The organism is Deltaproteobacteria bacterium HGW-Deltaproteobacteria-2 (genome assembly GCA_002840505.1).
In the GTDB taxonomy this organism is placed as follows: domain Bacteria; phylum Desulfobacterota; class Syntrophia; order Syntrophales; family Smithellaceae; genus Smithella.
The window spans coordinates 37,004-58,136 of sequence record PHBC01000002.1; the positions used below are offsets into that span (position 1 = coordinate 37,004).

General features: G+C 39.8%; 21 protein-coding genes. 13 read left to right on the forward strand and 8 right to left on the reverse strand.

All coding sequences use genetic code 11. From position 1 onward, the window contains the following. Nucleotides 1-205: 205 nt before the first annotated feature. On the forward strand, nucleotides 206-1,747 hold the full coding sequence (locus tag CVU62_04480) for a DUF4301 domain-containing protein (protein ID PKN38120.1): 1,542 nt from the start codon (nucleotides 206-208) through the stop codon (nucleotides 1,745-1,747). A gap of 56 nt (nucleotides 1,748-1,803) precedes the next feature. Here CVU62_04480 and CVU62_04485 read toward each other — a convergent pair whose 3' ends face one another. From CVU62_04485 to CVU62_04495, 3 genes are all read right to left on the reverse strand, one after another. Then, nucleotides 1,804-2,775 (reverse strand): tRNA 4-thiouridine(8) synthase ThiI, encoded by a 972-nt coding sequence (locus tag CVU62_04485; GenBank protein PKN38121.1) that lies wholly within the window; start codon nucleotides 2,773-2,775, stop codon nucleotides 1,804-1,806. A gap of 174 nt (nucleotides 2,776-2,949) precedes the next feature. Further along, the gene (locus CVU62_04490) at nucleotides 2,950-4,473 is read right to left on the reverse strand and encodes a hypothetical protein (protein ID PKN38122.1); all 1,524 of its coding nucleotides are present in this window, start codon (nucleotides 4,471-4,473) and stop codon (nucleotides 2,950-2,952) included. A 187-nt stretch (nucleotides 4,474-4,660) separates the two neighbouring features. Beyond that, on the reverse strand, nucleotides 4,661-5,530 hold the full coding sequence (locus tag CVU62_04495; protein ID PKN38123.1) for a DUF1385 domain-containing protein: 870 nt from the start codon (nucleotides 5,528-5,530) through the stop codon (nucleotides 4,661-4,663). 230 nt (nucleotides 5,531-5,760) lie between these two features. On the opposite strand from CVU62_04495, the gene CVU62_04500 reads away from it, so the two are divergent. From CVU62_04500 to mscL, 4 genes are all read left to right on the forward strand, one after another. Continuing rightward, nucleotides 5,761-5,979: a hypothetical protein gene (locus tag CVU62_04500; protein ID PKN38124.1), complete on the forward strand. Its 219-nt coding sequence runs from the start codon at nucleotides 5,761-5,763 to the stop codon at nucleotides 5,977-5,979. Beyond that, nucleotides 5,972-6,547: a phosphohydrolase gene (locus CVU62_04505; GenBank protein ID PKN38125.1), complete on the forward strand. Its 576-nt coding sequence runs from the start codon at nucleotides 5,972-5,974 to the stop codon at nucleotides 6,545-6,547. Before CVU62_04500 ends, CVU62_04505 begins: the two co-directional genes overlap by 8 nt. A 30-nt stretch (nucleotides 6,548-6,577) precedes the next feature. After that, a complete protein-coding gene (locus tag CVU62_04510; protein PKN38126.1) occupies nucleotides 6,578-7,015 on the forward strand; it encodes a hypothetical protein in 438 nt (145 codons plus the stop codon). Nucleotides 7,016-7,148: 133 nt separating this feature from the next. Next, nucleotides 7,149-7,544 (forward strand): large conductance mechanosensitive channel protein MscL, encoded by a 396-nt coding sequence (gene mscL / locus CVU62_04515; protein PKN38127.1) that lies wholly within the window; start codon nucleotides 7,149-7,151, stop codon nucleotides 7,542-7,544. An 88-nt stretch (nucleotides 7,545-7,632) separates the two neighbouring features. On the opposite strand, the gene CVU62_04520 is transcribed toward mscL, so the two are convergent. Then, complete coding sequence (locus CVU62_04520; protein ID PKN38128.1) at nucleotides 7,633-7,818, reverse strand: hypothetical protein; 186 nt, start codon at nucleotides 7,816-7,818, stop codon at nucleotides 7,633-7,635. A 175-nt stretch (nucleotides 7,819-7,993) separates the two neighbouring features. Here CVU62_04520 and CVU62_04525 point away from each other — a divergent pair, with 175 nt between their 5' ends. The 7 genes from CVU62_04525 (at nucleotide 7,994) to CVU62_04555 (ending at nucleotide 16,324) form a co-directional block, all read left to right on the forward strand. Beyond that, on the forward strand, nucleotides 7,994-8,563 hold the full coding sequence (locus tag CVU62_04525) for a flavoredoxin (GenBank protein PKN38129.1): 570 nt from the start codon (nucleotides 7,994-7,996) through the stop codon (nucleotides 8,561-8,563). 262 nt (nucleotides 8,564-8,825) lie between these two features. After that, nucleotides 8,826-9,404 (forward strand): rubrerythrin family protein, encoded by a 579-nt coding sequence (locus CVU62_04530; protein PKN38130.1) that lies wholly within the window; start codon nucleotides 8,826-8,828, stop codon nucleotides 9,402-9,404. Nucleotides 9,405-9,728: 324 nt separating this feature from the next. Next, nucleotides 9,729-10,448, forward strand: a complete 720-nt coding sequence (locus CVU62_04535) for a hypothetical protein (GenBank protein ID PKN38131.1) — start codon at nucleotides 9,729-9,731, stop codon at nucleotides 10,446-10,448. Nucleotides 10,449-10,453: 5 nt separating this feature from the next. Continuing rightward, complete coding sequence (fusA, locus tag CVU62_04540; GenBank protein ID PKN38132.1) at nucleotides 10,454-12,487, forward strand: elongation factor G; 2,034 nt, start codon at nucleotides 10,454-10,456, stop codon at nucleotides 12,485-12,487. A gap of 185 nt (nucleotides 12,488-12,672) precedes the next feature. Further along, entirely contained in the window at nucleotides 12,673-14,760 is a 2,088-nt protein-coding gene (locus tag CVU62_04545) for a ribonucleoside triphosphate reductase (GenBank protein ID PKN38133.1), read from the forward strand. Nucleotides 14,761-14,837: 77 nt separating this feature from the next. Beyond that, the gene (locus tag CVU62_04550) at nucleotides 14,838-15,527 is read left to right on the forward strand and encodes an anaerobic ribonucleoside-triphosphate reductase activating protein (protein ID PKN38134.1); all 690 of its coding nucleotides are present in this window, start codon (nucleotides 14,838-14,840) and stop codon (nucleotides 15,525-15,527) included. 347 nt (nucleotides 15,528-15,874) lie between these two features. Continuing rightward, entirely contained in the window at nucleotides 15,875-16,324 is a 450-nt protein-coding gene (locus CVU62_04555) for a hypothetical protein (GenBank protein ID PKN38135.1), read from the forward strand. Nucleotides 16,325-16,650: 326 nt separating this feature from the next. Here CVU62_04555 and CVU62_04560 read toward each other — a convergent pair whose 3' ends face one another. The 3 genes from CVU62_04560 to CVU62_04570 form a co-directional block, all read right to left on the reverse strand. Then, on the reverse strand, nucleotides 16,651-17,778 hold the full coding sequence (locus CVU62_04560) for a coproporphyrinogen III oxidase (GenBank protein ID PKN38136.1): 1,128 nt from the start codon (nucleotides 17,776-17,778) through the stop codon (nucleotides 16,651-16,653). A gap of 271 nt (nucleotides 17,779-18,049) precedes the next feature. Next, entirely contained in the window at nucleotides 18,050-19,846 is a 1,797-nt protein-coding gene (lepA, locus tag CVU62_04565; protein PKN38137.1) for an elongation factor 4, read from the reverse strand. Between the two features lie 76 nt (nucleotides 19,847-19,922). Next, nucleotides 19,923-20,597, reverse strand: a complete 675-nt coding sequence (locus tag CVU62_04570; GenBank protein PKN38138.1) for an adenylate kinase — start codon at nucleotides 20,595-20,597, stop codon at nucleotides 19,923-19,925. 44 nt (nucleotides 20,598-20,641) lie between these two features. Between CVU62_04570 and CVU62_04575 the strand changes: the two genes are divergently transcribed. Beyond that, nucleotides 20,642-20,890: a hypothetical protein gene (locus CVU62_04575; protein ID PKN38139.1), complete on the forward strand. Its 249-nt coding sequence runs from the start codon at nucleotides 20,642-20,644 to the stop codon at nucleotides 20,888-20,890. Here CVU62_04575 and CVU62_04580 read toward each other — a convergent pair. Continuing rightward, nucleotides 20,852-21,073, reverse strand: a complete 222-nt coding sequence (locus CVU62_04580; GenBank protein PKN38140.1) for a zinc ribbon domain-containing protein — start codon at nucleotides 21,071-21,073, stop codon at nucleotides 20,852-20,854. The two genes, CVU62_04575 and CVU62_04580, sit on opposite strands and share 39 nt — an antisense overlap. Between the last annotated feature and the right edge of the window lie 60 nt (nucleotides 21,074-21,133).

Here is a 21,133-nt window from a genome sequence, read left to right on the forward strand (position 1 = left end):
AAGGAAGCCCCTCTATGTGGGCGGGGTAAAGAATATAGAACGAATGTGGTTTTTAAAGCCTCACCCAAACTTTCTAACGGAGTTTACTAAGGCAAGAAGTGTTTGTCAAATCTTTATGTCAGTAAATATTTTTATGAAGATAAAGGTAATTAATTTAAAAAGGTTTATTCTTGCCAATGTTTTCTGTTGATGTTATAAAAAAAATATGAAGAACGTCATGGAATACAAGCCTAATTTATTATTCTTCCCCAAAGATATTAAAAAAATAAAAAGTTTGGGATTAGATTTAAACATTATAGAAAAACAACTGGCTTTGTACAGGCATGGTTCAACATTTTTAAAATTAAAAAGGCCGTGCAATGTTAAGGATGGGATCTTATCCTTTAAGCCAGCGCAAATAAAAAAACTTGTTTCTTTTTATGAGAAAGAATCGGGAAAATATAAGTTGATAAAATTTGTGCCGGCTTCCGGTGCCGCCAGTCGCATGTTTGCCGGATGGTTTTCAGCTCTGGATGCGGGAGGATTTAGCTCTCCGGCAATCAATAAATCATTTTTGCTTACTCTGAAAAAGTATCCTTTTTATGATCTGATCAAACAAAATAAACGTGCTGCAAAATTCATTGAACAAAAAAATATCGGCAATTTACTTGATTATATTTTGACGAAACAAGGATTAAATTTTGGCTGGCTGCCTAAGGCGTTGATTCCTTTTCATCGTTATACCGCGGCAGAGATTCGTACAGCGTTGGAAGAACATTTATTTGAAGCTGCTCAATATGTCCGTAGTGCAGGAGATCTATGCCATTTGCATTTTACAATTTCTCAAGAACATAAAAATAATATTACTAAAAAAATAAAGGCTGTAAAGCCGAGGTATGAAAAACTTTGCCGGATAAAATATAAAATAATGTCATCAGTTCAGTCGCCATCGACTAGTATGCTGGCAGTTGCTGAAAATAATATGCCGTTACGGGATGCCGCAGGTAATCTAATATTTCGACCGGGCGGCCATGGAGCTTTGCTTAAAAATTTACAGAATCTTGATGCTGATTTCATCTTCATAAAGAACATTGATAACGTTGTGCCGGAAAATAATTTAAAGAAAATTCTTCCCTATAAAAAAATGTTGGGAGGACTGGCCCTGCAGATTCAGCAGGAAATATTTGCATTTTTGCGTAAGATGGAAGATGAGGAAATTGGTTCCGGACAAATTAATGAAATCAAAAATTATTGTTCCCGGAGGCTCAATATAACATTTCCCCGCAGTTTATCGAAGCAGTCATTGAAGAGTCAAAGAAACATCATATTTTCTTCATTGGATCGGCCACTACGTATCTGCGCGATAGTGAGAAATGAAGGTGAGCCGGGTGGCGCTCCGTTCTGGGTTGAAGAACGCGATGGCAATCAAACTTTGCAGATTGTTGAAAGCGGGCATGTGGATAAAAGTAATAGTAAGCAGGTGACCATCTGGTCCACCGCACAATATTTCAATCCGGTGGATATGGTCTGCTGCACGAAAAATTATAAAGGAAAGAAATTCAATCTGGATAATTATGTAAATAATGATGCTTATTTAATTACCATTAAGAATGAAAAGGGGCGCTCTCTTAAAGCTCTGGAATTACCAGGTCTCTGGAATGGTGCCATGGCTTACTGGAATACTGTTTTTGTGGAACTTCCCATAATAGTCTTCAATCCGGTGAAAACAGTTAATGATCTTCTACGTCCAGAACATTTAATCAAATAAATTGTTCTAATCTTCTAATCTTCCAAACTTCTAAACCGTCTAATCTTCATCTTTATTTATATAACCCATCTTTCGCAATCTTCTCTTACCGCCGCTTTGGCCTTTATGGTATTTGATAAATTCTTGTGTTGATAAATTACATTTGTTTCGCGATCAGAGGGAGCATCACTATAGCGAACGCAGAGTGCGGCGGCAAGAGGAAGCAGGGTAATGATTCCGTGAGGTATTACGACGTGGGGTCCGGGAAAGTCGGCAATAAACAAAACAATATCATCATCAGTCGAAAGTTTACGCAAGTTTTCATTATCTGAATTATTGCGGCCGACAATAATTTTACCCTGGTCGTCTGCGCGAAAATGACGTCCGTATTTTAACAAGTGTAGATCATGAATATCATGGTTTTCCTGATGAGAAAATAAATCGTGCAGACGGCGCGTGAACATGGGATCAGTAAGCAGGCATCCTCCGGCAGGCGGTGCATAATCTGCAATCCCGAAATCGGCAGCTAATTTTATTTGACATTTGCGGCCGCGTCCCTGAATAGCAAGTAATTGAGATCGATCAATTATTTTATCTCTTTCCGCTTTGATCGGGTCAAGAAGCTGGGCGCTCAACGGACGTAAAATGTAATCCGAATAGCCTGAATTTTTGGCTACAATATAAAGAGATTGTTTGTTTTGTGACATTGGACGTTGACCGAGAACCTCTCCTGTAATAATAAAATCAAAACCGGTATTTTTCATTCTTTCCCCGGCTATTTGAAGCATAAGTGTATGACAATCAATGCAGGGATTCATGTTTTTACCATAGCCATAGCGCGGAGATTTAAGCATCTTAAGATGTGGAGTTGTAATATCTTCAACAACCAGAGGTAGATTTAATACACTTGCGGCGTAACATGCTTTTTGAGCGTCAAAAAAAGGGGTTGTAAATGTCAGACCAAGAACGTCAATCTTGAGCCTGCGGATTAGCTCAGCAGCCAGCATGCTGTCTAATCCGCCGGAGAAAAGGGCAATAGCTTTAACCATAAACAACCTTTCAAAAACAATTGTATAAATATTAAAATATAAAGAAAATAGGTGGCAGTAACGAAGGAGGAAATACAAAATGGAAACAAATTCCGGGTATATTATTTAATATACTTGCTATGCGGACAGCCTCATAATCTGAATGGTCGCTCGCGTGATGCATTTGCGGTACCATTAGTATTTGGCTATGTTAGCGGACCATACCTCCTGCAGCAGACCTCTTAATTCTTGATCAAAATCAAAATCAATAACGTACAAATCTTTACCTGTTTTAATCATGGTGCCGTTAAAGTTCAGGGCATAAGGTGCCTGTTTCTTCTCCGGTCCGGAAAATGTAAAATTACCGGAAATAAAGGGAATATTGAGACCGTGTAAAACCTTTACCATTATGTCTTCCGGAGAATCGTTGTCTTTAACGAAGATAATTTCGTTGCCTGCTTGTTTCAGAGAATTTACGAATTGCGGAGACAGGCTTTGTGAATAGATAATATATTTCTTGCCTTCTTTTTTTATCAGAACATCGGCTTTAATCGATAAATTAAAGCCGTCTTTTACGGTATCGAACATTTGAATATCAACGTCTTTTTCGGCGCTAAATCCTAAATGGGAAACAAGTTCATAAGAAAAATCTCTGGCTGATATTGCAGAGAAGACCGGCACAGGCGGCAAAGAATAAACTTCTTCGGGTTTGTCGACAAGACCTGTTTCCGGAGAAATTTCAGTGATAATTAAACCGTTTTTCCGGGAATAGTTTTTAATTGACTTGGGCAACAGTAAATCATTTTCATTAATCAGACGCAATCCTTGCTTTAATGCTTTTGTCTTTTTGGGAAGAGTGCTGAAAATTACCCAATCGACCATTACTTCTACCGGCGGATATGCACCGATCATAAGAGGCTTTTCACTTTTAATCATAGAGTAACTTTTGGTAGTATTAATAACTTTTTTCAGGATAGCGATTACGTCGTCATTCTTGTCCGTTTTAACTAAATAGTAGTTTGCCCAATTATCACTGATCATTTTTTTTAGATTATTATTGGCACGGTTCTCCAGATCAAGAAATACAGTTGTATTATCATCAAATTCAATTACAGGAATTTTAGAACAATCAATTGTCACCTGACCGGTTTTAGAGAAGGGAAGAAAATAATTGCCCGTAGTGGTAATCGATCCATTCATTTGGGTGATGATTTGCTTAAGTACAGCGAAACCGACTTCCGGTGGCATAACTTTTTTCTCTTTTACTCCACCAATTTTTTCAGGTTGAGGTGGGGGGGCGGAGAGTTTTGAAAAATTCTGTTCAATATCTTTAGTTTTTGCAGTAGTTTTGGCTAAAACTGTTCTGCCGGGCAACTTTATAACTGTACCCGGTTGAATTTTATTAACATTTTTAATACGGGGGTTTAATGATTTAATAGTTCTAATTGTTTTAGGGATATCCGCTTCGGCGACTTTTAGTTCGCGGCGGATGATTTCCATTAACCCGTCACCCTTTTTTATTTTATAATACCTGACCTTGGCGGAAGGAATTATTTTAGCGGATATGGCTTTGGAAGTAATTTTTTTGCTTTTAACTACTTTTACTTCTGTCTTGTTGAGTGTTGCTTGTGATGTCTCTCCCGCAGCGTTTGCCGGTTGGTAAACAAGAATGGCTGAAATTGCAACCGTAATCAAGACTAAAGCGTATCGCTTAATCATTAGTGTCTTCCCCCTGTTTAAGAGAGTTAAAATATCAATTAGTTCGTGTTTAAATACTCCAATTGGCAAGAAAAGTCAACTTCTTATATGATGTAAGTGAAAAATATTATTAATTATCCGGTGGGCGTAAAGATTACATTTTATTTTAGGGAATGTTAGTCTGTCTGTTTTTTTAGTCTCTATGGTTTTAAATTACTTTTTTCATGGCCGCGATAGCTACTTCAATTTGATCATCGGAAGGCTCTCTTGTTGTAATCTTTTGCAGTATTAGTCCAGGCCAACTCAGCAGTTGTACAAGTTTTGAATGGCTGTATTTACCGGTAAACCGGATTGCTTCGTAAGAAATACCGGCAACAACAGGAAGGAGCAGGATTTTGTAGAGTACTCTGTGCAGGAAATCCGGACGTCCTAGTAGAGAAAAGACTAATATGGAAACAATCATCACAAAAAGAATAAAGCTCGTTCCGCAACGGGGATGACGTGTAGAGAATCTTTTGACATTTTCCACGGTCAGTTCCTGACCATGCTCCCAGGCAAATACAGTTTTATGTTCCGCTCCATGGTACATGTATGTCCGTCGCATATCTTTCATTAAGAGTGTGGCGGAAAGAAAACAAAGAAAAATACCCAGTCGAACGCAACCTTCTAAAATATTCAGAAGAATTAAATTAGAAACGAAGATTTTAATTTTAGTAAAGAAAAATGCCGGTACGACAACAAAGAAAAAAATGGCCACAGTGAAACTGATAATAAAGGAAAGATACATTTCCCATCCTTTGGGTTTTTTTTCTTCTTCCGACAAGGCGACTTCTGCAGAAAACATAAGACACTTTATTCCAACAATCATCATTTCAAATAAAGTGATTGTCCCTCGGATAAACATCCATCCTAATATTTTATAGCGTTTGGTCAGGGGGATATATTCTCGTTCCTGAAAAACAATTTCTTTATCCGGTCTTCTTACTGCTGCTGCAATTCTGTTGCCGTGACGCATCATAACGCCTTCGATAAGCGCTTGTCCACCGGCTATGTCTTCAGATTTTGGTTTGTCTGTCATATAATATCATCCATTTTTTATTAATTTCGTTATATACGCACAAAGCAGATTGTCCTTCGGGACGAAATTTGAGTCAAATGGTCAAATGCTTGTTCGTAATAAAATCTGTTGTAGTGATTTATAGTATTTAATGATTAGTGTCAAATTATGATTTTAAATTCGTTGTTGCAAGATAAGTGTCCAATGATATAATGCCCAAAATTTGTAGAAATGTATTTAGGGTGATTAAAATGAGTTCAACAGATTTGTTTATAAAAGAATATCAGGATCGTTTTGAAAAAAAGATAAGGGAAAATGAAATTTCCTCTCTGGAACACTGGAAAGCACAATTGGACAAAATTATCGCGACGCGGCAGGATAGTGTTGCTTCGACGCAGTCGCAAATCACAAAAATATCAGAGATGATGGCTAATAGAATCAAAATTTTAAAAAAGGGACAAAATGGATAATATAGCCAATTTTTTATTTGAAGTCGGAATGCTCAGCAGAACGCCGCGCAGTGGTTATCAGTTTCTGGGCAGCGGCACGGAATCGGTAGCCGAACATATTTTGCGTACAGTGTTTGTCGGTTATACTCTTTGTAAAATGGATGATTCACTCGATGAATCTCGTGTTTTAAAAATGTGCATTCTTCACGATTTACCGGAGGCACGCACCGGTGATATGAACTATGTCAATAAAAAATATGTGGATGTGGATGAAGACAAAGCAGTTAAAGAATTAACGGAAGGTCTTGTTTTCGGCGAAGATATCCGGTCGGCGATCGAAGAGTTCAATGCGAAAGAGACAAAGGAATCCTTGATTGCCCGTGATGCCGATCAGATTGCTCTTATTTTACAATTAAAAGAATGCGGTGACCTGGGGAATAAATATTCGGAAGAGTGGATAAACTATGCCCTACAGAGATTAACTACCGAAAACGGGAAAAAGCTTTCCGAAAGAATTATAAAAACAGATTCCTCGCACTGGTGGTTTAAAGAAAAAGGATCCTGGTGGATTAACGGAAAGAATGGTTAGACGTTCATCGATTGTTGCGAGGGAGCAAGTGTGATTAATAAAAAACTTATTTTCCCGTTTATTTTTGTTATTCTTCTAAATCTTTTTTCTTGTGCCAATCAATTCGGTACAACGCTGATATTAAAACCGGATGAATACACTCATGTTTATGAGGCGAAAGAAAAATTCGTTCTTAGAGCCATTGCTGGTTTGCTAAAAGAAAAGAATATGGGCTGCAATGTCTCAATAGATAATCAGAAACACCGTGTCGATTCTGATTATGTGATTTCGGGTGATTGGCGAACAAAAACCATAGCTAATGTCAAACAAAAAAATTGGAAAGAATGCGAAGTGATCCTTGTCGTGACGACGGAGAGAAAGACAGAAACAGGATGGGAAGTACGACGTCTTTTACAAAAAGAGCAATATGAAACTATTTTTAGAGTAATCGAGCTGAAAATTTACGAAGAGATGTCCATGATCGAGTAAGAAGAATATTATCGGAAGAAGATAGCATGGGAACGAAGAAAAAAATATCCGCAATGTTGGAAGAGTACAAAAAATCAGTGTATTTAAAAGTTACAGTAAAACTATAATCATTCAACAATAGGAGGCATTGATTATGGGTATGATGAAAGAATTTAAGGAATTTGCGGTAAAAGGAAATGTTGTTGATATGGCTGTAGGTATTATTATTGGAGCCGCTTTTGGTAAAATCGTTTCATCATTTGTCGGTGATGTGATTATGCCTCCAATCGGAGTACTTTTGGGTGGCGTAGATTTTTCTAAGTTGGCGTTTACTGTCAAGGAAGCTGTGGGAGCAGTTCCAGCTGTAGTCATTGGCTATGGAAAGTTCATCCAGACACTTTTAGATTTTACAATCATTGCATTTGCTATTTTTATCGCCATCAAAGCAATAAATTCTCTTAAACGAAAAGAGGAAGCCGCACCGGCAGAACCATCGGCTCAGGAAAAATTACTTGTTGAAATACGTGATTTACTGAAAGAGCGTAAGTAAATCATAAACAGACACGAATAAATGACACCCCGTAGCCAGCTTTTTAATTACCTGACTGCGGGGTTCATTGTCTGTAATTTGATAAATTTTATTTTGTGCTATTGCTTTCGCGAAAGAATTTAGTTAGAAAATCCGTATCTTTTGGCGATAAATCAAATTTAAAAACTGCTTTTTCCACGAGTTTTTGTAAAGACTGATTTCCGTCTTCTAAATTTGCTGATACCCATTTAATCGCTTTTTGCACATTTTCAGATTCCGGCATAATGGTGGCCATAAAAGTATTCTCCTTATGTTATTAAAAATTAATAGTCCCCGATATTCATCATCAGGAAACTTTATATAGATTAATGCTACTATAAATTATTTTGAAATAATTTGAAATTATTATTTTTATAATTTAAAATTAAGAAAAAAGAAACGATAGTTAATTAATATATAGGGAGGCGTGTATGAAGAAGTCTTTTGGCGCTAAAACATTGATTTATCCCACACCAGTATGGTTGGTCGGAACATATGATAAAGACGGCAAGCCCAATGCCGCGACCATTGCCTGGGGAGGAGTATGCAGTTCAAAACCTCCCTGTATGGCGGTATCGTTAAGAAGTGCCACGTATACTCATGGTAATATCATGGAGCGCAAAGCATTTACCATTAATGTACCTTCCGCCTCTCAGATTGAAATTGCCGATTTCTGCGGCATAGCTTCAGGAAGAAATGTTGATAAATTTTCAGCGGCAAAAATCACGGCCTTGAAAAGTGAAAAAGTAGACGCGCCTTTTATTCAGGAATTTCCAATGATTCTGGAATGCAGACTTTCAAATTTCGTTGAAATCGGCATCCATACGCATTTCATCGGCGAGATTATGGATGTCAAGATAGATGAATCAATGCTGGGGGAAGACGGATTGCCGGATATTTTAAAAATAAATCCGGTACTTTACGGACCGGAAATACAATCTTATTATAACGTCGGGAAATATCTGGGAAAAGCTTTTTCTATTGGTAAGGATTTGAGATAGCTACTGTAGTATCTCATAAATATCTATACAATATGTCATTTCGAAGTCCCGCATACGCGGGATCATACTCCGCGAGAAATCTTAATGATCGTCAAAAGATACAAGATATCTCACGCTGGTCGATATGACAAAGTTTCATTGAGACACTACACTAGATGATGATGCGACTTCCCACGACTTGGAATTTATTCTAAGTCGTGGGATTGATAAATTAAAAAAAATGCATAATATATCGTAAACAAATGAAGAAAGGAGATGAAAGATGGCTAAATCAATAAAAGGAACAAAAACAGAAAAAAATTTACTGGCATCATTTGCCGGAGAGTCACAGGCAAGAAATCGTTACACCTTCTTTGCCAGTGCCGCTAAAAAAGAGGGCTTGGAGCAGATTTCACGTATTTTTTTGGAGACCGCGGAAAATGAAAAAGAACACGCTAAAGTGTTTTTTAAATATCTTGAAGGCGGAGAAGTTGAAATTACCGCAGCCTATCCGGCAGGCATAATCGGCGATACCAAGAGCAATCTTGAGGCTGCGGCAGCCGGTGAAAACATGGAATGGACAATCCTGTATGCGGAAGCAGCCAAAGTTGCTAAAAAAGAGGGTTTCCCGGAAGTGGCCCGTTCATTTGAACAAATATCCAAAGTCGAGATGTTTCATGAGAAAAGATATCGTAAACTGGTAGAGAATATTACCAAGAGAGAGGTCTTCAAAAAGAAAGCGACAACTAAGTGGCACTGTATCAATTGCGGTTACGTACATGAAGGACCGGAAGCGCCGAAAGAGTGTCCTGCCTGCAAACATCCACAGTCTTATTATGAGGTTTTGGCGGAAAATTACTAATGAGACCCAAGTTTCAGAAACAAAGTGCACTGGAACTTGAAGGTCGAATTAATGAGATTAGCTAAGAACAAGCTTTGCGAAGTTCGAAGCGTTAATCGAATTATCCCGCGCCAGCGGAGGATATCGAAGATATCCGTGGTATCCCAGGAGCGTAGCGACGCGGGATTAGTGACACCTTATTCAAAAGCGTAGCGCATTGAAATTTGTTAGTCGAACTATCCCCGAAGCGAAGCGTAGTGGGATAATGAGCACAAATAGCCCTTGTCTTGTAGTTTGTATTACCATAAAGGCAAGGGTTTTTATTGTGAGACTCAAAATAATTCCATGCCCGTGATTTGTTTTGAAAAAAGTGCGTTGTGCTTGACAGCGGGGGGAAAATACCCTAGATTGGCGCAGTTTTTTGATGAGGAGTTCAGTTTTATGACGACAAAAAGGCAGCGCCGTTCAGAAAATATCAAAGAAAAGAAGATAAAAAAATCCACGAGAATTCTTTATCTTTCGGTTATTCTCGGCGGAGCATTTATTCTACTGGTTCTCTTCTTTATTACTTTGTTTAATTTGATATTTCCTCCGGTTGACATGGATGCCATGAAGAAGAAGGAGAGGCAAGTAGTAAAGATTTATTTTTCCGATCCACAGGAACGTTTTTTGATGCCGGAGAAACGTTATGTAATTAAAGAAAATGATGCCGCGGCGCAAGCCAAAGAAATTGTTAAAGCAATACTTGATGGCTCAAAGACAGGTTTGGTTAATACTTTTCCTGCCGGTGTGGGTTTAAGAGATGTGAAAGTAGCAGATGCTGACACTGCTTTGGTTAATTTCAGTAAGAATCTGATTAAATTGCATCAGGGCAGCTCAACTGCGGAGATGGCTTCAATTTATTCTTTAACAAATTCCATAACTCAAAACATTCCTGCTATAAAAAAAGTAAAAATATTAGTAGAAGGGAAAGAAGTTTCTTCAATTAAAGGTCATATTTCCACTCAAAAAGCTTTCCGTCCTGATTTGGAACTTATTGTTGCGGAAAAAGAGAAAAATAGTTAATTCTTATGGCACCAAAATCAAAAATATCCCGCACACGCAATATTGGTATAGTCGCTCACATCGACGCCGGAAAAACAACGGTGACGGAAAGAATTCTTTTTTACACCGGAAAATCTTACAAGATGGGGGAAGTTCATGATGGCGAAGCCGTTATGGATTGGATGCCACAGGAACAGGAAAGAGGCATAACAATCACTTCAGCCGTAACGACTTGCGCGTGGAATAATCATGATATTCATATAATCGATACACCGGGCCATGTTGATTTTACCATTGAAGTAGAACGTTCCCTGCGTGTTTTAGACGGAGCCGTCGTTGTTTTCTGTGCGGTCGGTTGCGTGCAGCCGCAATCGGAAACTGTCTGGCACCAGGCGGATAAGTATGGTGTTCCCAAAATTGCCTTTATCAATAAGATGGATAGGGTAGGTGCGGATTATTTTGGCGCTATCGAAATGATGCGCGAACGTTTTACTTCTATACCAGTCGCTATTCAGATTCCCGCTGGTAGTGAGGACAGTTTCCAGGGAGCAATCGATCTGATTAACTGGAAAATGCTGGTCTGGGACGAGGCAACGCAGGGTAGTGAATTTTCGATTCAGGAAATGCCGGAAGAATTTGCAGATCAGGCTAAGTTAAAGCGGGAAAAGATGATAGAAATTCTGGCCGATGTCGATGATGAACTGGCTGATAAATATCTCGACGGTGAGGAAATTACCGTAGCCGAAATAAAAAAAGCGCTAAGAAAGGCAACGATCTCTTTGAAAATAGTGCCGGTACTATGTGGCGCTGCTCTGCGAAATAAAGGTATTCAACCCCTTCTTGATGCTGTCATTGATTATCTGCCGTCTCCGGAGGATATTCCGCCGGTAAAAGGAATAAATCCTGTTACCAAAAAAGAAGAAGTCAGACATAGCTCCGATAAAGAACCTCTGGCGGCGCTGGCATTTAAAATTATGATGGATGAGGGCCGGAAACTTTCTTACCTGCGTATTTATTCGGGTAAAATCAATGTTAATGATGAAATATATAATTCGATAAAGAAGAAGAAAGAGAAAATCGCCCGCCTGTTACGGATGCATGCCAATAAACGGGAAAGAATTGAGATGGCCTCGGCTGGAGACATAGTTGCCGTTTTGGGTTTAAAAACGACAACTACAGGTGACACCCTCTGCGCGGAAGAGCACCCGATTATGCTGGAGTTGATTGAATTTTACGAGCCGGTAATCAGTCAGGCCATTGAAGCTAAAACTCCGGCTGATCAGGAAAAGCTGATGGTGGCGCTGGATAAACTGATAGAAGAAGATCCGACATTAAGAGTAAAATATGAAGAGGAAACCGCGCAAACGATAATTTCCGGAATGGGAGAACTGCATCTGGAAATTATTGTTGATCGCCTGCTGCGAGAATTCAACTGCCATGTCAATGTCGGCAGGCCTAGAGTCGTATATCGTGAAACCATTCAAAAGAAAGTCGAAATGGAAGGAATATTTGAAAAGGAATTGGGCGAAAAGAAACATTTCGGCCATGTGCGAATTTCTTTAACTCCGCGTAAGAGAGGCGTGGGGAATGAAATAATTATTAATGTTGATGACAGCGTTATTCCCGCGGAATATTACGATGTGATTCAAGAAGGAATAAAAGAAGCAATGATGAATGGAGTATTAAACAGCTATCCTGTAATGGACGTCGGAGTAATGGTAACCGGCGGTTCTTTTAAGGACGGCGAATCTTCAGCGCAGGGTTATAAAATTGCGGCAGCAACAGCTTTCCGTGAAGGATGCAAAATTGCAGATCCGGTTATGCTCGAGCCGCTGATGATGGTTGATATTATTACACCCAGTGAATTTATGGGTGATGTTATCGGCGATATAAATGCCCGCAGAGGTGAAATTCAATCCGTTAATCCCAAAGGAACAGTAAGCGAAATTAAAGCTAAAGTGCCCCTGAAAGCCATGTTTGGTTATTCTACTGATCTTAGATCTTCCACTCAGGGTCGGGCGATTTTTTCCATGATTTTTTCAGAATACAACAAGGCATGATTTATAGAATCTGATCGTATTTCAGCGGTTCTACAGGCAAATTCCTCCAGAATGCCAAACGAAAAAATATTTTATTATTTCCTTGATAATTACTATATGTAGTGGTAATATCCTTCTATACCCCAATATATAGCGTCATAGAGAGTTAGCAATATTGAAATTCTAATTTATTAATGGAGTAGTGAATGAACATTAAAATTAGGAAAAGAGATGGCCGTTTAGTTAAATTTAACGCCGAAAAAATCACCAATGCTATTGCCAAAGCGGGTGCAGCTACCGGTGAGTTTGATGTAAAAGAAGCGCGTAAATTGACTATCAAGGTTTTAAATCTTGCCGAAAAACTTTTTGACGGCAAAATTTTATCCGTGGAAGAAATTCAGGATGTTGTGGAAGAAGTTCTTTTGCAGACTCCTTATCGGAAAACAGCCAAATCTTACATAATATATCGTGATCAGCATTCCCGTTTAAGGGATATTGCCAATAGAATGGAAGTTGATCTTGTTGATCAGTATTTAAAGAAACTTGATTGGAAAATCAATGAAAACAGCAATATGGATTATTCGTTACAGGGCTTGAATAATTACATATCGTCGGAAGTGAGCAAAGTTTACTGGCTCAATGAAATCTATTCACCGGAGATTCATAAAGCGCATACGGAAGGTGATTTCCATATTCACGATTTAAGTTTGCTTTCGGTTTATTGCGTGGGCTGGGATTTGTATGATTTACTCCTCCAAGGCTTTCAGGGAGTTTCCGGCAAGGTGGAGAGCAAGCCCGCCAATCATTTGCGCAGTGCCCTGGGTCAGGTTGTTAATTTCTTCTATACCTTGCAGGGAGAAGCGGCAGGAGCGCAGGCTTTTTCTAATTTTGACACCTTGCTTGCCCCGTTTATCCGTTACGATAATTTGACTATTAAAGAAATAAAGCAGGCACTGCAGGAATTCATTTTCAATATTAATGTGCCGACCAGAGTTGGATTTCAAACGCCTTTCACCAACGTAACGTTGGATGTGACCGTACCGAAATATTATGCTGACCAGAATGTCATCATTGGCGGCAAGCCGCAAAAAGAGACTTATAAGGAATTTCAAAAAGAAATGAATCTCTTTAATAAGGCTTTCCTGCAGGTAATGGCGGAAGGCGACGCCAAGGGCAGGGTTTTTACATTTCCTATTCCCACATACAACATTACTAAAGATTTTAACTGGGATGATCCCAACTTGCAGGATTTGTGGGAGATGACGGCAAAGTATGGCGTTCCTTATTTTTCCAACTTCATCAATTCCGACATGAACCCGGAAGATGCCCGCAGCATGTGCTGCCGCTTGCGTATTGATAATCGTGAACTGGAAATGAGAGGAGGCGGATTATTCGGCTCTAACCCGCTGACCGGTTCCATAGGTGTTATAACTATGAATATGCCGCGCATTGCATATGTGGCCAAGTCCAAGAAAGATTTCCTGCAGAGATTAGAGTGGTTTATGGACTTGGCTAAAGAAAGTCTGGAGACAAAAAGAAAAGTTTTGGAAAAATTTACGGACAGCAATCTTTATCCATATACCAAGTATTATTTGCGGGGCGTTAAAGAACGATTCAATGAATACTGGAAGAATCATTTTTCCACAATCGGCCTGGTCGGGATGAACGAAGCCTGTTTGAACTTGCTGGGTGTTAATATTGCTTCAGATAAGGGTCAGGAATTCACAAAACAGGTTCTTGATTTTATGAGAAAAAAGCTCATCGATTTTCAGAAAGAAACAGGCAATAATTATAATCTGGAATCCACGCCGGCGGAAGGGACGTCATATCGTCTGGCCAGAATCGACAGGAAAAAGTACCCCGATATTATTACTGCCAGTGATAATAAATCGAAGAACGCGGAACCGTTCTACACGAATTCCACTCAGCTGCCGGTAGATTATACGGATGATGTATTTGAAGCGCTGGATTTGCAGGATGGAATTCAGGTAAAATACACAGGCGGCACGGTATTCCATACCTTTGCCGGTGAGAGAATTGACGATCCCCAGTCAGTAAAGAGACTGGTTCATAAGATTTGTTCCAATTATCATTTGCCCTACATTACTTTTACTCCTACTTTCAGCGTTTGTCCGTCACACGGATATATAAAAGGTGAACAGGAAAAATGTCCGACCTGCGCCGATTATTGTGAAGTCTATTCCCGTGTGGTTGGTTACTTGCGGCCTGTTAAACAGTGGAATAAAGGTAAGCAGGAAGAATTTGATTCGCGGCAGGTTTTCCAATTTAAATAAACATACAAAAACGATTAAGCACAATTAAGTATTATTGTTCCGCAGTGCGTTTTTGCGTCTGACATAGAAGGGAAAAAATGAAAATAGGCGGTTTGCAAAAAGTATCACTTATTGATTATCCGGGGTTGATTTGCGGTATAGTCTTTTTACAGGGGTGTAATTTCAAGTGCCAATATTGTCATAATCCGGAATTAGTTGATTCTAAGTTGTTCAAACCCGGCATAAGAGAAAATGAAGTTCTGGAATTTCTGAATACGCGAAAGGGAAAACTGGATGCCATATCCATTACCGGCGGTGAGCCCACCATCCAGGAAGATCTGCCGTCTTTTATTAAACAAATCAAAAAAATGGGATTTGCCGTAAAACTGGACACCAACGGATCACAGCCACAGGTTATCAAGAATCTTCTTGCCGAGAAACTGCTCGATTTTATTGCCATGGATATCAAAGCGCCCCTGGAAAAATACAAGAATATCGTCAATACGCAGGTTAATACCGAATCGATCAAAGAAAGCATTGACCTTATTTTAAAAGCAAAAATTCCGCACGAATTCCGTACAACCATCTTAGAATCACAACTTGAGGAAAATGATATTCTGCAAATCGGGAAAATGATTGCCGGCGCCAATCATTATGTTTTACAAAAATTTGTACCTACAAAAACTTTGGACAAAAAGTTCCTTAAAGAAAAATCTTTTTCAGACGAAAAATTACAAAAAATTAAAAGTCATCTTGAGCATCAAATTCCCACGATCACGATAAGATAAAAGTTGAACGGTAATTTTATCTGTAAATATTATGTGCAGTAGAAGTCCGATTGGCATTCTTTAGATAATTATTCGGGGTATTATATTGATCTTTATAACATTCCAAATAAATTACAGGGAATTTGCTGATAATGTTTATAAATCAAATAATTAGACATAAAACATATAGTATTTTCGAGGTGGTTATGCCGAAGGAGTTGTCGGCGTTAATGAGCCCCATGTTTTATAAACAAAGTGCTATGAAACATGAAGGGCGAATTATCCCGAATGCGAAGCGATTCGGGATTGGTTCCTTATTATTAACATAGATCTATATAAACAATGTTCGGTAAGGATATGAAAAGTATATGAAGCGGAAAATAATTCTAATTATTTGCGTTCTTTCTTTAGTAATCCTTACTATAGCTTATCTATCAATCAATAAAAATGAGCAACCTTTATCGGAGCGCCCTCTGGTTGATGAACCATCAATGGGCGGGAAAAATGCTAAGGATCAGAATGAAGCATGTTCGGTTGCTTCATTTATTAGAAAAGAATATGTAGCTACTGGAACTGATCAAGATATAATAAAAATGTACTGCAAAGGTGGTTCACGTTCTTTTCATATCCATATTTACGGTATTACCAAACATGGGAGTCAAGATATTATTGTAAAATTAGTTGAATCTGAATTGCATAAGAGGAGTTGGAAACCTGTATATTTGCTTTTTTTAGAACGTGAGAACTTTATTAAATCTTGGGGTGCCGGATATGAACGCGCTAATGAAAAGAAGCTGTATTCAGTTCTCATCAAATGAGTCGTCGTTAAATTAAAAACCGAACCCGTCGCTAGAGCCGATAGCAGCCCTGTGGGCTGCTCCGGCTCAGCTTTTCGTTAAAATTTATATCATACCAAGTCGCAGTTAGAAGTATACCGCGACGGCGAGGAAGAGGCGACGCAGTCGTATAACCTAAAGGTCACGCGTAGTACGATACGTCGAGGAGCCGATGATCCCGATAAATCGGGACCAGCAAAGGTAGACGAATGACCGGGAGTGCATCCCGGAGGGGAGCACATAAAAAATAAATCTTACATCACCGGTAATTATCACCTGCAAGGTGGTAACTTACATTCGGCTTGGTATCAGATCAGCGCTAGGCTGTCAGCCACGGCCATTCCTTTACGAGTCGGACGCAAAAAGCCATCATTTAATTCTACAAGTTTATTCTTGATTAACGCATCAATAATTGTTTTCTTATCTTTAAGCAAGTCAACGCCGTATTTGACTTTGTAGCGTTTTAAATCGATTCCGGCTTTGGTTCGCAAGCCAAGAAATAAAGTTTCCAGTTGCAGTTGTTCTGCGGAAAGTGTTTCCGTATTTTCCACCGGCATTTTGTCTTGAGAAATCTTTTTTAAATACGTTTTAACGGCGGCTTTATTCCACCAGCGGTTATTATTCAAAAAAGAATGTGCGGCAGGGCCAAGTCCTAAATAAGGAACGTGTTGCCAGTATTTCTGGTTGTGCCGGGATTTAAATTTATCAAGGCGTGCAAAGTTGGAAACTTCGTAGTGAATGTAACCGGCATTATTCAGTTCTTCAGCGGTGGTTAAAAATAATTTGAGTTCCGTATTTTCATCGGGCAATTTCCATCCCTCTGAAGAATATTTATTATAGAGGGGTGTCCTATCGTCGAGTGAAAGCTGGTAACAGGAAATGTGTTCCGGCTTGAAAGAAACGGCTTTTTGCAAAGTATTTTCCCATGATTTAATACTTACGCCATGTATTCCATAAATCAAATCTATTCCCAGATTATCAAATCCGGCTTCTCTGGCCGCTTCTATGGCGGAAATTGCTTCTTTGGCTGAATGCCTGCGTCCCAGTAGTTGTAAAACTTTATCATCAAATGATTGAACACCGATATTCAGACGATTGATTCCAAGATTCTTCATTTTATTTAAATAGTTAAAAGAAATATCTCCAGGATTAGTTTCTAAAGTTATCTCGGCATTAATATCAATATTGAAATATTTATTTATTGATGTAAATATTTCAATAAATTGTTTTGGCGTCAACAGGGAAGGGGTGCCGCCGCCGATGTAGATGGTGTCAAATGAGGAGAAGACGTTTCGATAATACTTTATTTCTTTTTTTAACGCCGCAATATATTCAGGAATAAGCTTGACTGATTTGATTGAGTAAAAACTGCAATAGCCGCATTTGCTGAGGCAAAAAGGAATGTGAATATAAAGCCCGGCCTGTTCACTTCTCATAATTCTAATTAAAATTGAGTATTGATTTTTGTATCTTTAAATAGAAATTATTCTATTTCATATTCAAGATGAAAGCAAGGCGGCATGATGGGAAAGTATTTCTTTTTATAGCCTTGCACCTATGAGATATTAATCCAAAAAATTGAGACTGTTCAAAAGTGCTCAGATGCAAGGCGTGCAAAAACCGGGGCGCGAGGCGTATTTTGGTATACGTTGAGTGTCATGGTTTGCAGCACAACGCAGCAGATGGGCGCTTTTCAACAGTCTCTTGCTAATCGGTGTCGGATTTAAGGACCGCCAGAAACGCACTCTGCGGAATGCTCACGTTGCCAATCATCTTCATACGTTTTTTCCCTGCTTTTTGTTTTTCCAGCAGTTTTCTTTTGCGGGAAATATCACCACCGTAACATTTTGCAATGACGTCTTTGCGGAAAGCGCTGATGGTGCTGCGGGCGATAATTTCCGCACCGATGGCGCCCTGAATGGCAATTTTAAACATCTGGCGCGGTATCTCTTCTTTAAGTCGATCACAAGCTAGAAGGGCTCGCGCACGTGCCCGCTCGCGATGGACAATCTGCGAGAGAGCATCAACCTTTTCGCCATTAACCAGAATATCCATTAAAACCAGATTGCTTTCGCGAAAATCAATGATGTCGTAATCGAATGAACCATAACCCTGTGTAACGGATTTGAAACGATCATAAAAATCATAGATGACTTCGGCCAGCGGCATTTCATAAGATAACTCTACACGTCCGGGGCTGGTGTAGTTCATGTTGGAATTGGTGCCGCGTTTTTCCATGCAAAGCTTCATTACCGCTCCCAGATAACGCTCCGGAAGCATCATTGCGGCCCGGATGTAAGGTTCTTCCCCTTTGTCAATTTCCGAAGGATCAGGATAATGCGCCGGATTGTCCACATAGACTGTTTTTTTATCTTTGAGTGTGAAGCGATAACGCACGCTGGGCACGGAAAGAATGATAGAAAGATCGTATTCTCGCTCCAGACGTTCCTGCACAATATCCAGATGAAGAAGGCCTAAAAAGCCGCAACGAAAACCTTGACCGAGAGCGGCGGAAGAATCCTTTTCAAAGATAAAAGAAGCGTCGTTGAGTTTATATTTTTCCAGAGAATCGGCCAAATCCTGATAATCATCGGAAGCAATAGGATAGATAGAAGCAAAAACAACCGGCTTGACTTCCTTAAAGCCGGGCAGCGGCTTACTGCAAGGCCTGTCCTGTAAAGTTATTGTATCGCCTGTGCGCACATCCGCCACGGTTTTCACGCCGGCGATTATGTAACCGACTTCACCGGCAGAGAGCTTTTCCCGTTTAGTGCGGGTGAGCAGAAAGTGGCCGACCTCTTCCACCTTATAAGTTGTGCCGTTGTACATGAATTTTATGATATCGCCGCTTTTAACCGTTCCTTCAAAAACGCGGCAATGAATAATTGTGCCGCGAAATGAGTCATACTTGGCGTCAAAAATCAAAGCGGCCAGAGGATTGGCAGAGTCGCCCGTGGGTGGTGGAATACGCGTGACAATGGCTTCCAGAATTTCTTCTATGCCGATCCCTTCCTTGGCCGAACATTTGATATGGGTAAAAGGATCAAGCCCCAGTTCCGAATCAATTTCCTCCAACACCCGTTCAACGTCGGCGGAGGGGAGATCTATTTTGTTGATGATGGGGATAATCTCCAGATTGTGATCCAGCGCCAGATAAAGATTAGCCAGAGTTTGCGCCTGCACTCCCTGCGCCGCGTCAATCAAGAGCAAGACGCCCTCGCAGGAGGCGAGAGACCGGGAAACTTCATAGGAAAAATCAACATGGCCCGGGGTGTCAATCAGGTTCAGGATATAATCTTTTCCGTCATGGGCGCGATAGGGCAGGGATATGGCGTTACTTTTGATCGTAATGCCGCGCTCCCGTTCAATATCCATATTATCCAGAATCTGGTCCTGAAAGTTTCTTTCATTGCAGACACCGGTAAATTGTATCAAACGGTCGGCCAGCGTTGATTTGCCGTGATCAATATGCGCGATGATACTGAAGTTTCTGATGTTTTCCATAAATCTCTATCGGTATGAAGATGAAAAAGCCCTCATGGAAATAAGAGGGCTTTTATCAAATGTCTCTCCGTACAAATTAAACAAGTTTCTTTAAAATGTCGTCCGTTACTTCTTTTACGGGAACGCTGCCGTCAACAGAAATTATCTTTGTTCTTTGTTTGAAATAGTTAACAGCGGCCAAAGTACCTGTCTTTGTATCATAGTAAATGCCATGACGTTTATCGATCGCCGCAGCATCCTGGTCGTCAGCGCGCGCAGACATATCCTCGCATCCGCAAACACGGCAGACAAATTTGCCATCCTTTTCCGCAGGTTTAATTGCGTCAATGTGAATGTTGTTGGGATGGTTGTTGTCTGTTTTACAAAGTCTGCGTCCCATAATGCGTTTCTTGGCTATTTGACGATCCAGATCGATTTCAATGACGTAATCCAGCTTGATCTTTTCTTTTTCCAGTGCTGCCCAAAGGGCTTCAGCCTGAGCCAGGTTACGGGGAAATCCATCCAACAGCCAGCCTTTTTTGCAATCATCTTCCTTCAGGCGGTCAAGAATCATGGGAATGGTAATATCGTCAGGTACAAGTTCTCCACGATCGATAAATGCTTTTGCCTTTTCTCCCAAAGGGGTTTTTTTGGAAATATTTTGCCGGAAAATAACACCTGTTTCAATATGGGGCACGCCATATTTCTTTTGTACTATTGCGCCTTGTGTTCCTTTGCCACTACCGTTAGGGCCAAAAATTAAAATGTTCACGTTGAGACTCCTTTCAAAAAAAATGATAAAGCTGGAGTCTTATAATGTATTATGTGCTTTTTCGCAATATAAAAGAAGTAGATAAGAAACTGTTGAAAAACGCTCATCTGCCGCGTTGCGCTGCAAACCGCACCGCTCAACGTATGATTCATATACGCCTCGCGATTCGGTTTTTGCGCGCCTTGCATCTGAACATTTTTGAACAGTTTCGAGCACTAGATGTTTTAAAAATGCGAGTAATTGTTAAAACTATTTTAGTGGCAGGAGCATCCGGGCGGACAGGAGGTGGCTGAGCACGATGATCCAGTTGAACCTGATGAACCCTTAGACTTTCTTTTAGCGGATACGGACATTATTTTTTCGGCTTTTTTTGTGCCGCATTTCGGACAGGAAAGGTCTTTTTCATCAGCCGACGAGAAAATTATGCTTTCGAATATATTTTTACATTTTTTGCATTTAAATTCGTAAATAGGCATTTGTTTTTATCCTTTTTTTTAAGATATACCGCAATTAAATAATGTCAAGTCTCAAAAAAA

What these genes read in the sequence shown, in the direction of transcription:
- CVU62_04485 (PKN38121.1), bottom strand. Translation starts at nt 2,775, where the DNA reads ATGGTTAAAGCTATTGCCCTTTTCTCCGGCGGATTAGACAGCATGCTG.
- CVU62_04530 (PKN38130.1), top strand. Translation starts at nt 8,826, where the DNA reads ATGGCTAAATCAATAAAAGGAACAAAAACAGAAAAAAATTTACTGGCA.
- mscL (PKN38127.1), top strand. Translation starts at nt 7,149, where the DNA reads ATGGGTATGATGAAAGAATTTAAGGAATTTGCGGTAAAAGGAAATGTT.
- CVU62_04495 (PKN38123.1), bottom strand. Translation starts at nt 5,530, where the DNA reads ATGACAGACAAACCAAAATCTGAAGACATAGCCGGTGGACAAGCGCTT.
- CVU62_04555 (PKN38135.1), top strand. Translation starts at nt 15,875, where the DNA reads ATGAAGCGGAAAATAATTCTAATTATTTGCGTTCTTTCTTTAGTAATC.
- CVU62_04480 (PKN38120.1), top strand. Translation starts at nt 206, where the DNA reads ATGAAGAACGTCATGGAATACAAGCCTAATTTATTATTCTTCCCCAAA.
- fusA (PKN38132.1), top strand. Translation starts at nt 10,454, where the DNA reads ATGGCACCAAAATCAAAAATATCCCGCACACGCAATATTGGTATAGTC.
- CVU62_04560 (PKN38136.1), bottom strand. Translation starts at nt 17,778, where the DNA reads ATGAGAAGTGAACAGGCCGGGCTTTATATTCACATTCCTTTTTGCCTC.
- CVU62_04580 (PKN38140.1), bottom strand. Translation starts at nt 21,073, where the DNA reads ATGCCTATTTACGAATTTAAATGCAAAAAATGTAAAAATATATTCGAA.
- CVU62_04525 (PKN38129.1), top strand. Translation starts at nt 7,994, where the DNA reads ATGAAGAAGTCTTTTGGCGCTAAAACATTGATTTATCCCACACCAGTA.
- CVU62_04545 (PKN38133.1), top strand. Translation starts at nt 12,673, where the DNA reads ATGAACATTAAAATTAGGAAAAGAGATGGCCGTTTAGTTAAATTTAAC.
- CVU62_04575 (PKN38139.1), top strand. Translation starts at nt 20,642, where the DNA reads ATGTATTATGTGCTTTTTCGCAATATAAAAGAAGTAGATAAGAAACTG.
- CVU62_04500 (PKN38124.1), top strand. Translation starts at nt 5,761, where the DNA reads ATGAGTTCAACAGATTTGTTTATAAAAGAATATCAGGATCGTTTTGAA.
- CVU62_04520 (PKN38128.1), bottom strand. Translation starts at nt 7,818, where the DNA reads ATGGCCACCATTATGCCGGAATCTGAAAATGTGCAAAAAGCGATTAAA.
- CVU62_04550 (PKN38134.1), top strand. Translation starts at nt 14,838, where the DNA reads ATGAAAATAGGCGGTTTGCAAAAAGTATCACTTATTGATTATCCGGGG.
- lepA (PKN38137.1), bottom strand. Translation starts at nt 19,846, where the DNA reads ATGGAAAACATCAGAAACTTCAGTATCATCGCGCATATTGATCACGGC.
- CVU62_04535 (PKN38131.1), top strand. Translation starts at nt 9,729, where the DNA reads ATGCCCGTGATTTGTTTTGAAAAAAGTGCGTTGTGCTTGACAGCGGGG.
- CVU62_04490 (PKN38122.1), bottom strand. Translation starts at nt 4,473, where the DNA reads ATGATTAAGCGATACGCTTTAGTCTTGATTACGGTTGCAATTTCAGCC.
- CVU62_04505 (PKN38125.1), top strand. Translation starts at nt 5,972, where the DNA reads ATGGATAATATAGCCAATTTTTTATTTGAAGTCGGAATGCTCAGCAGA.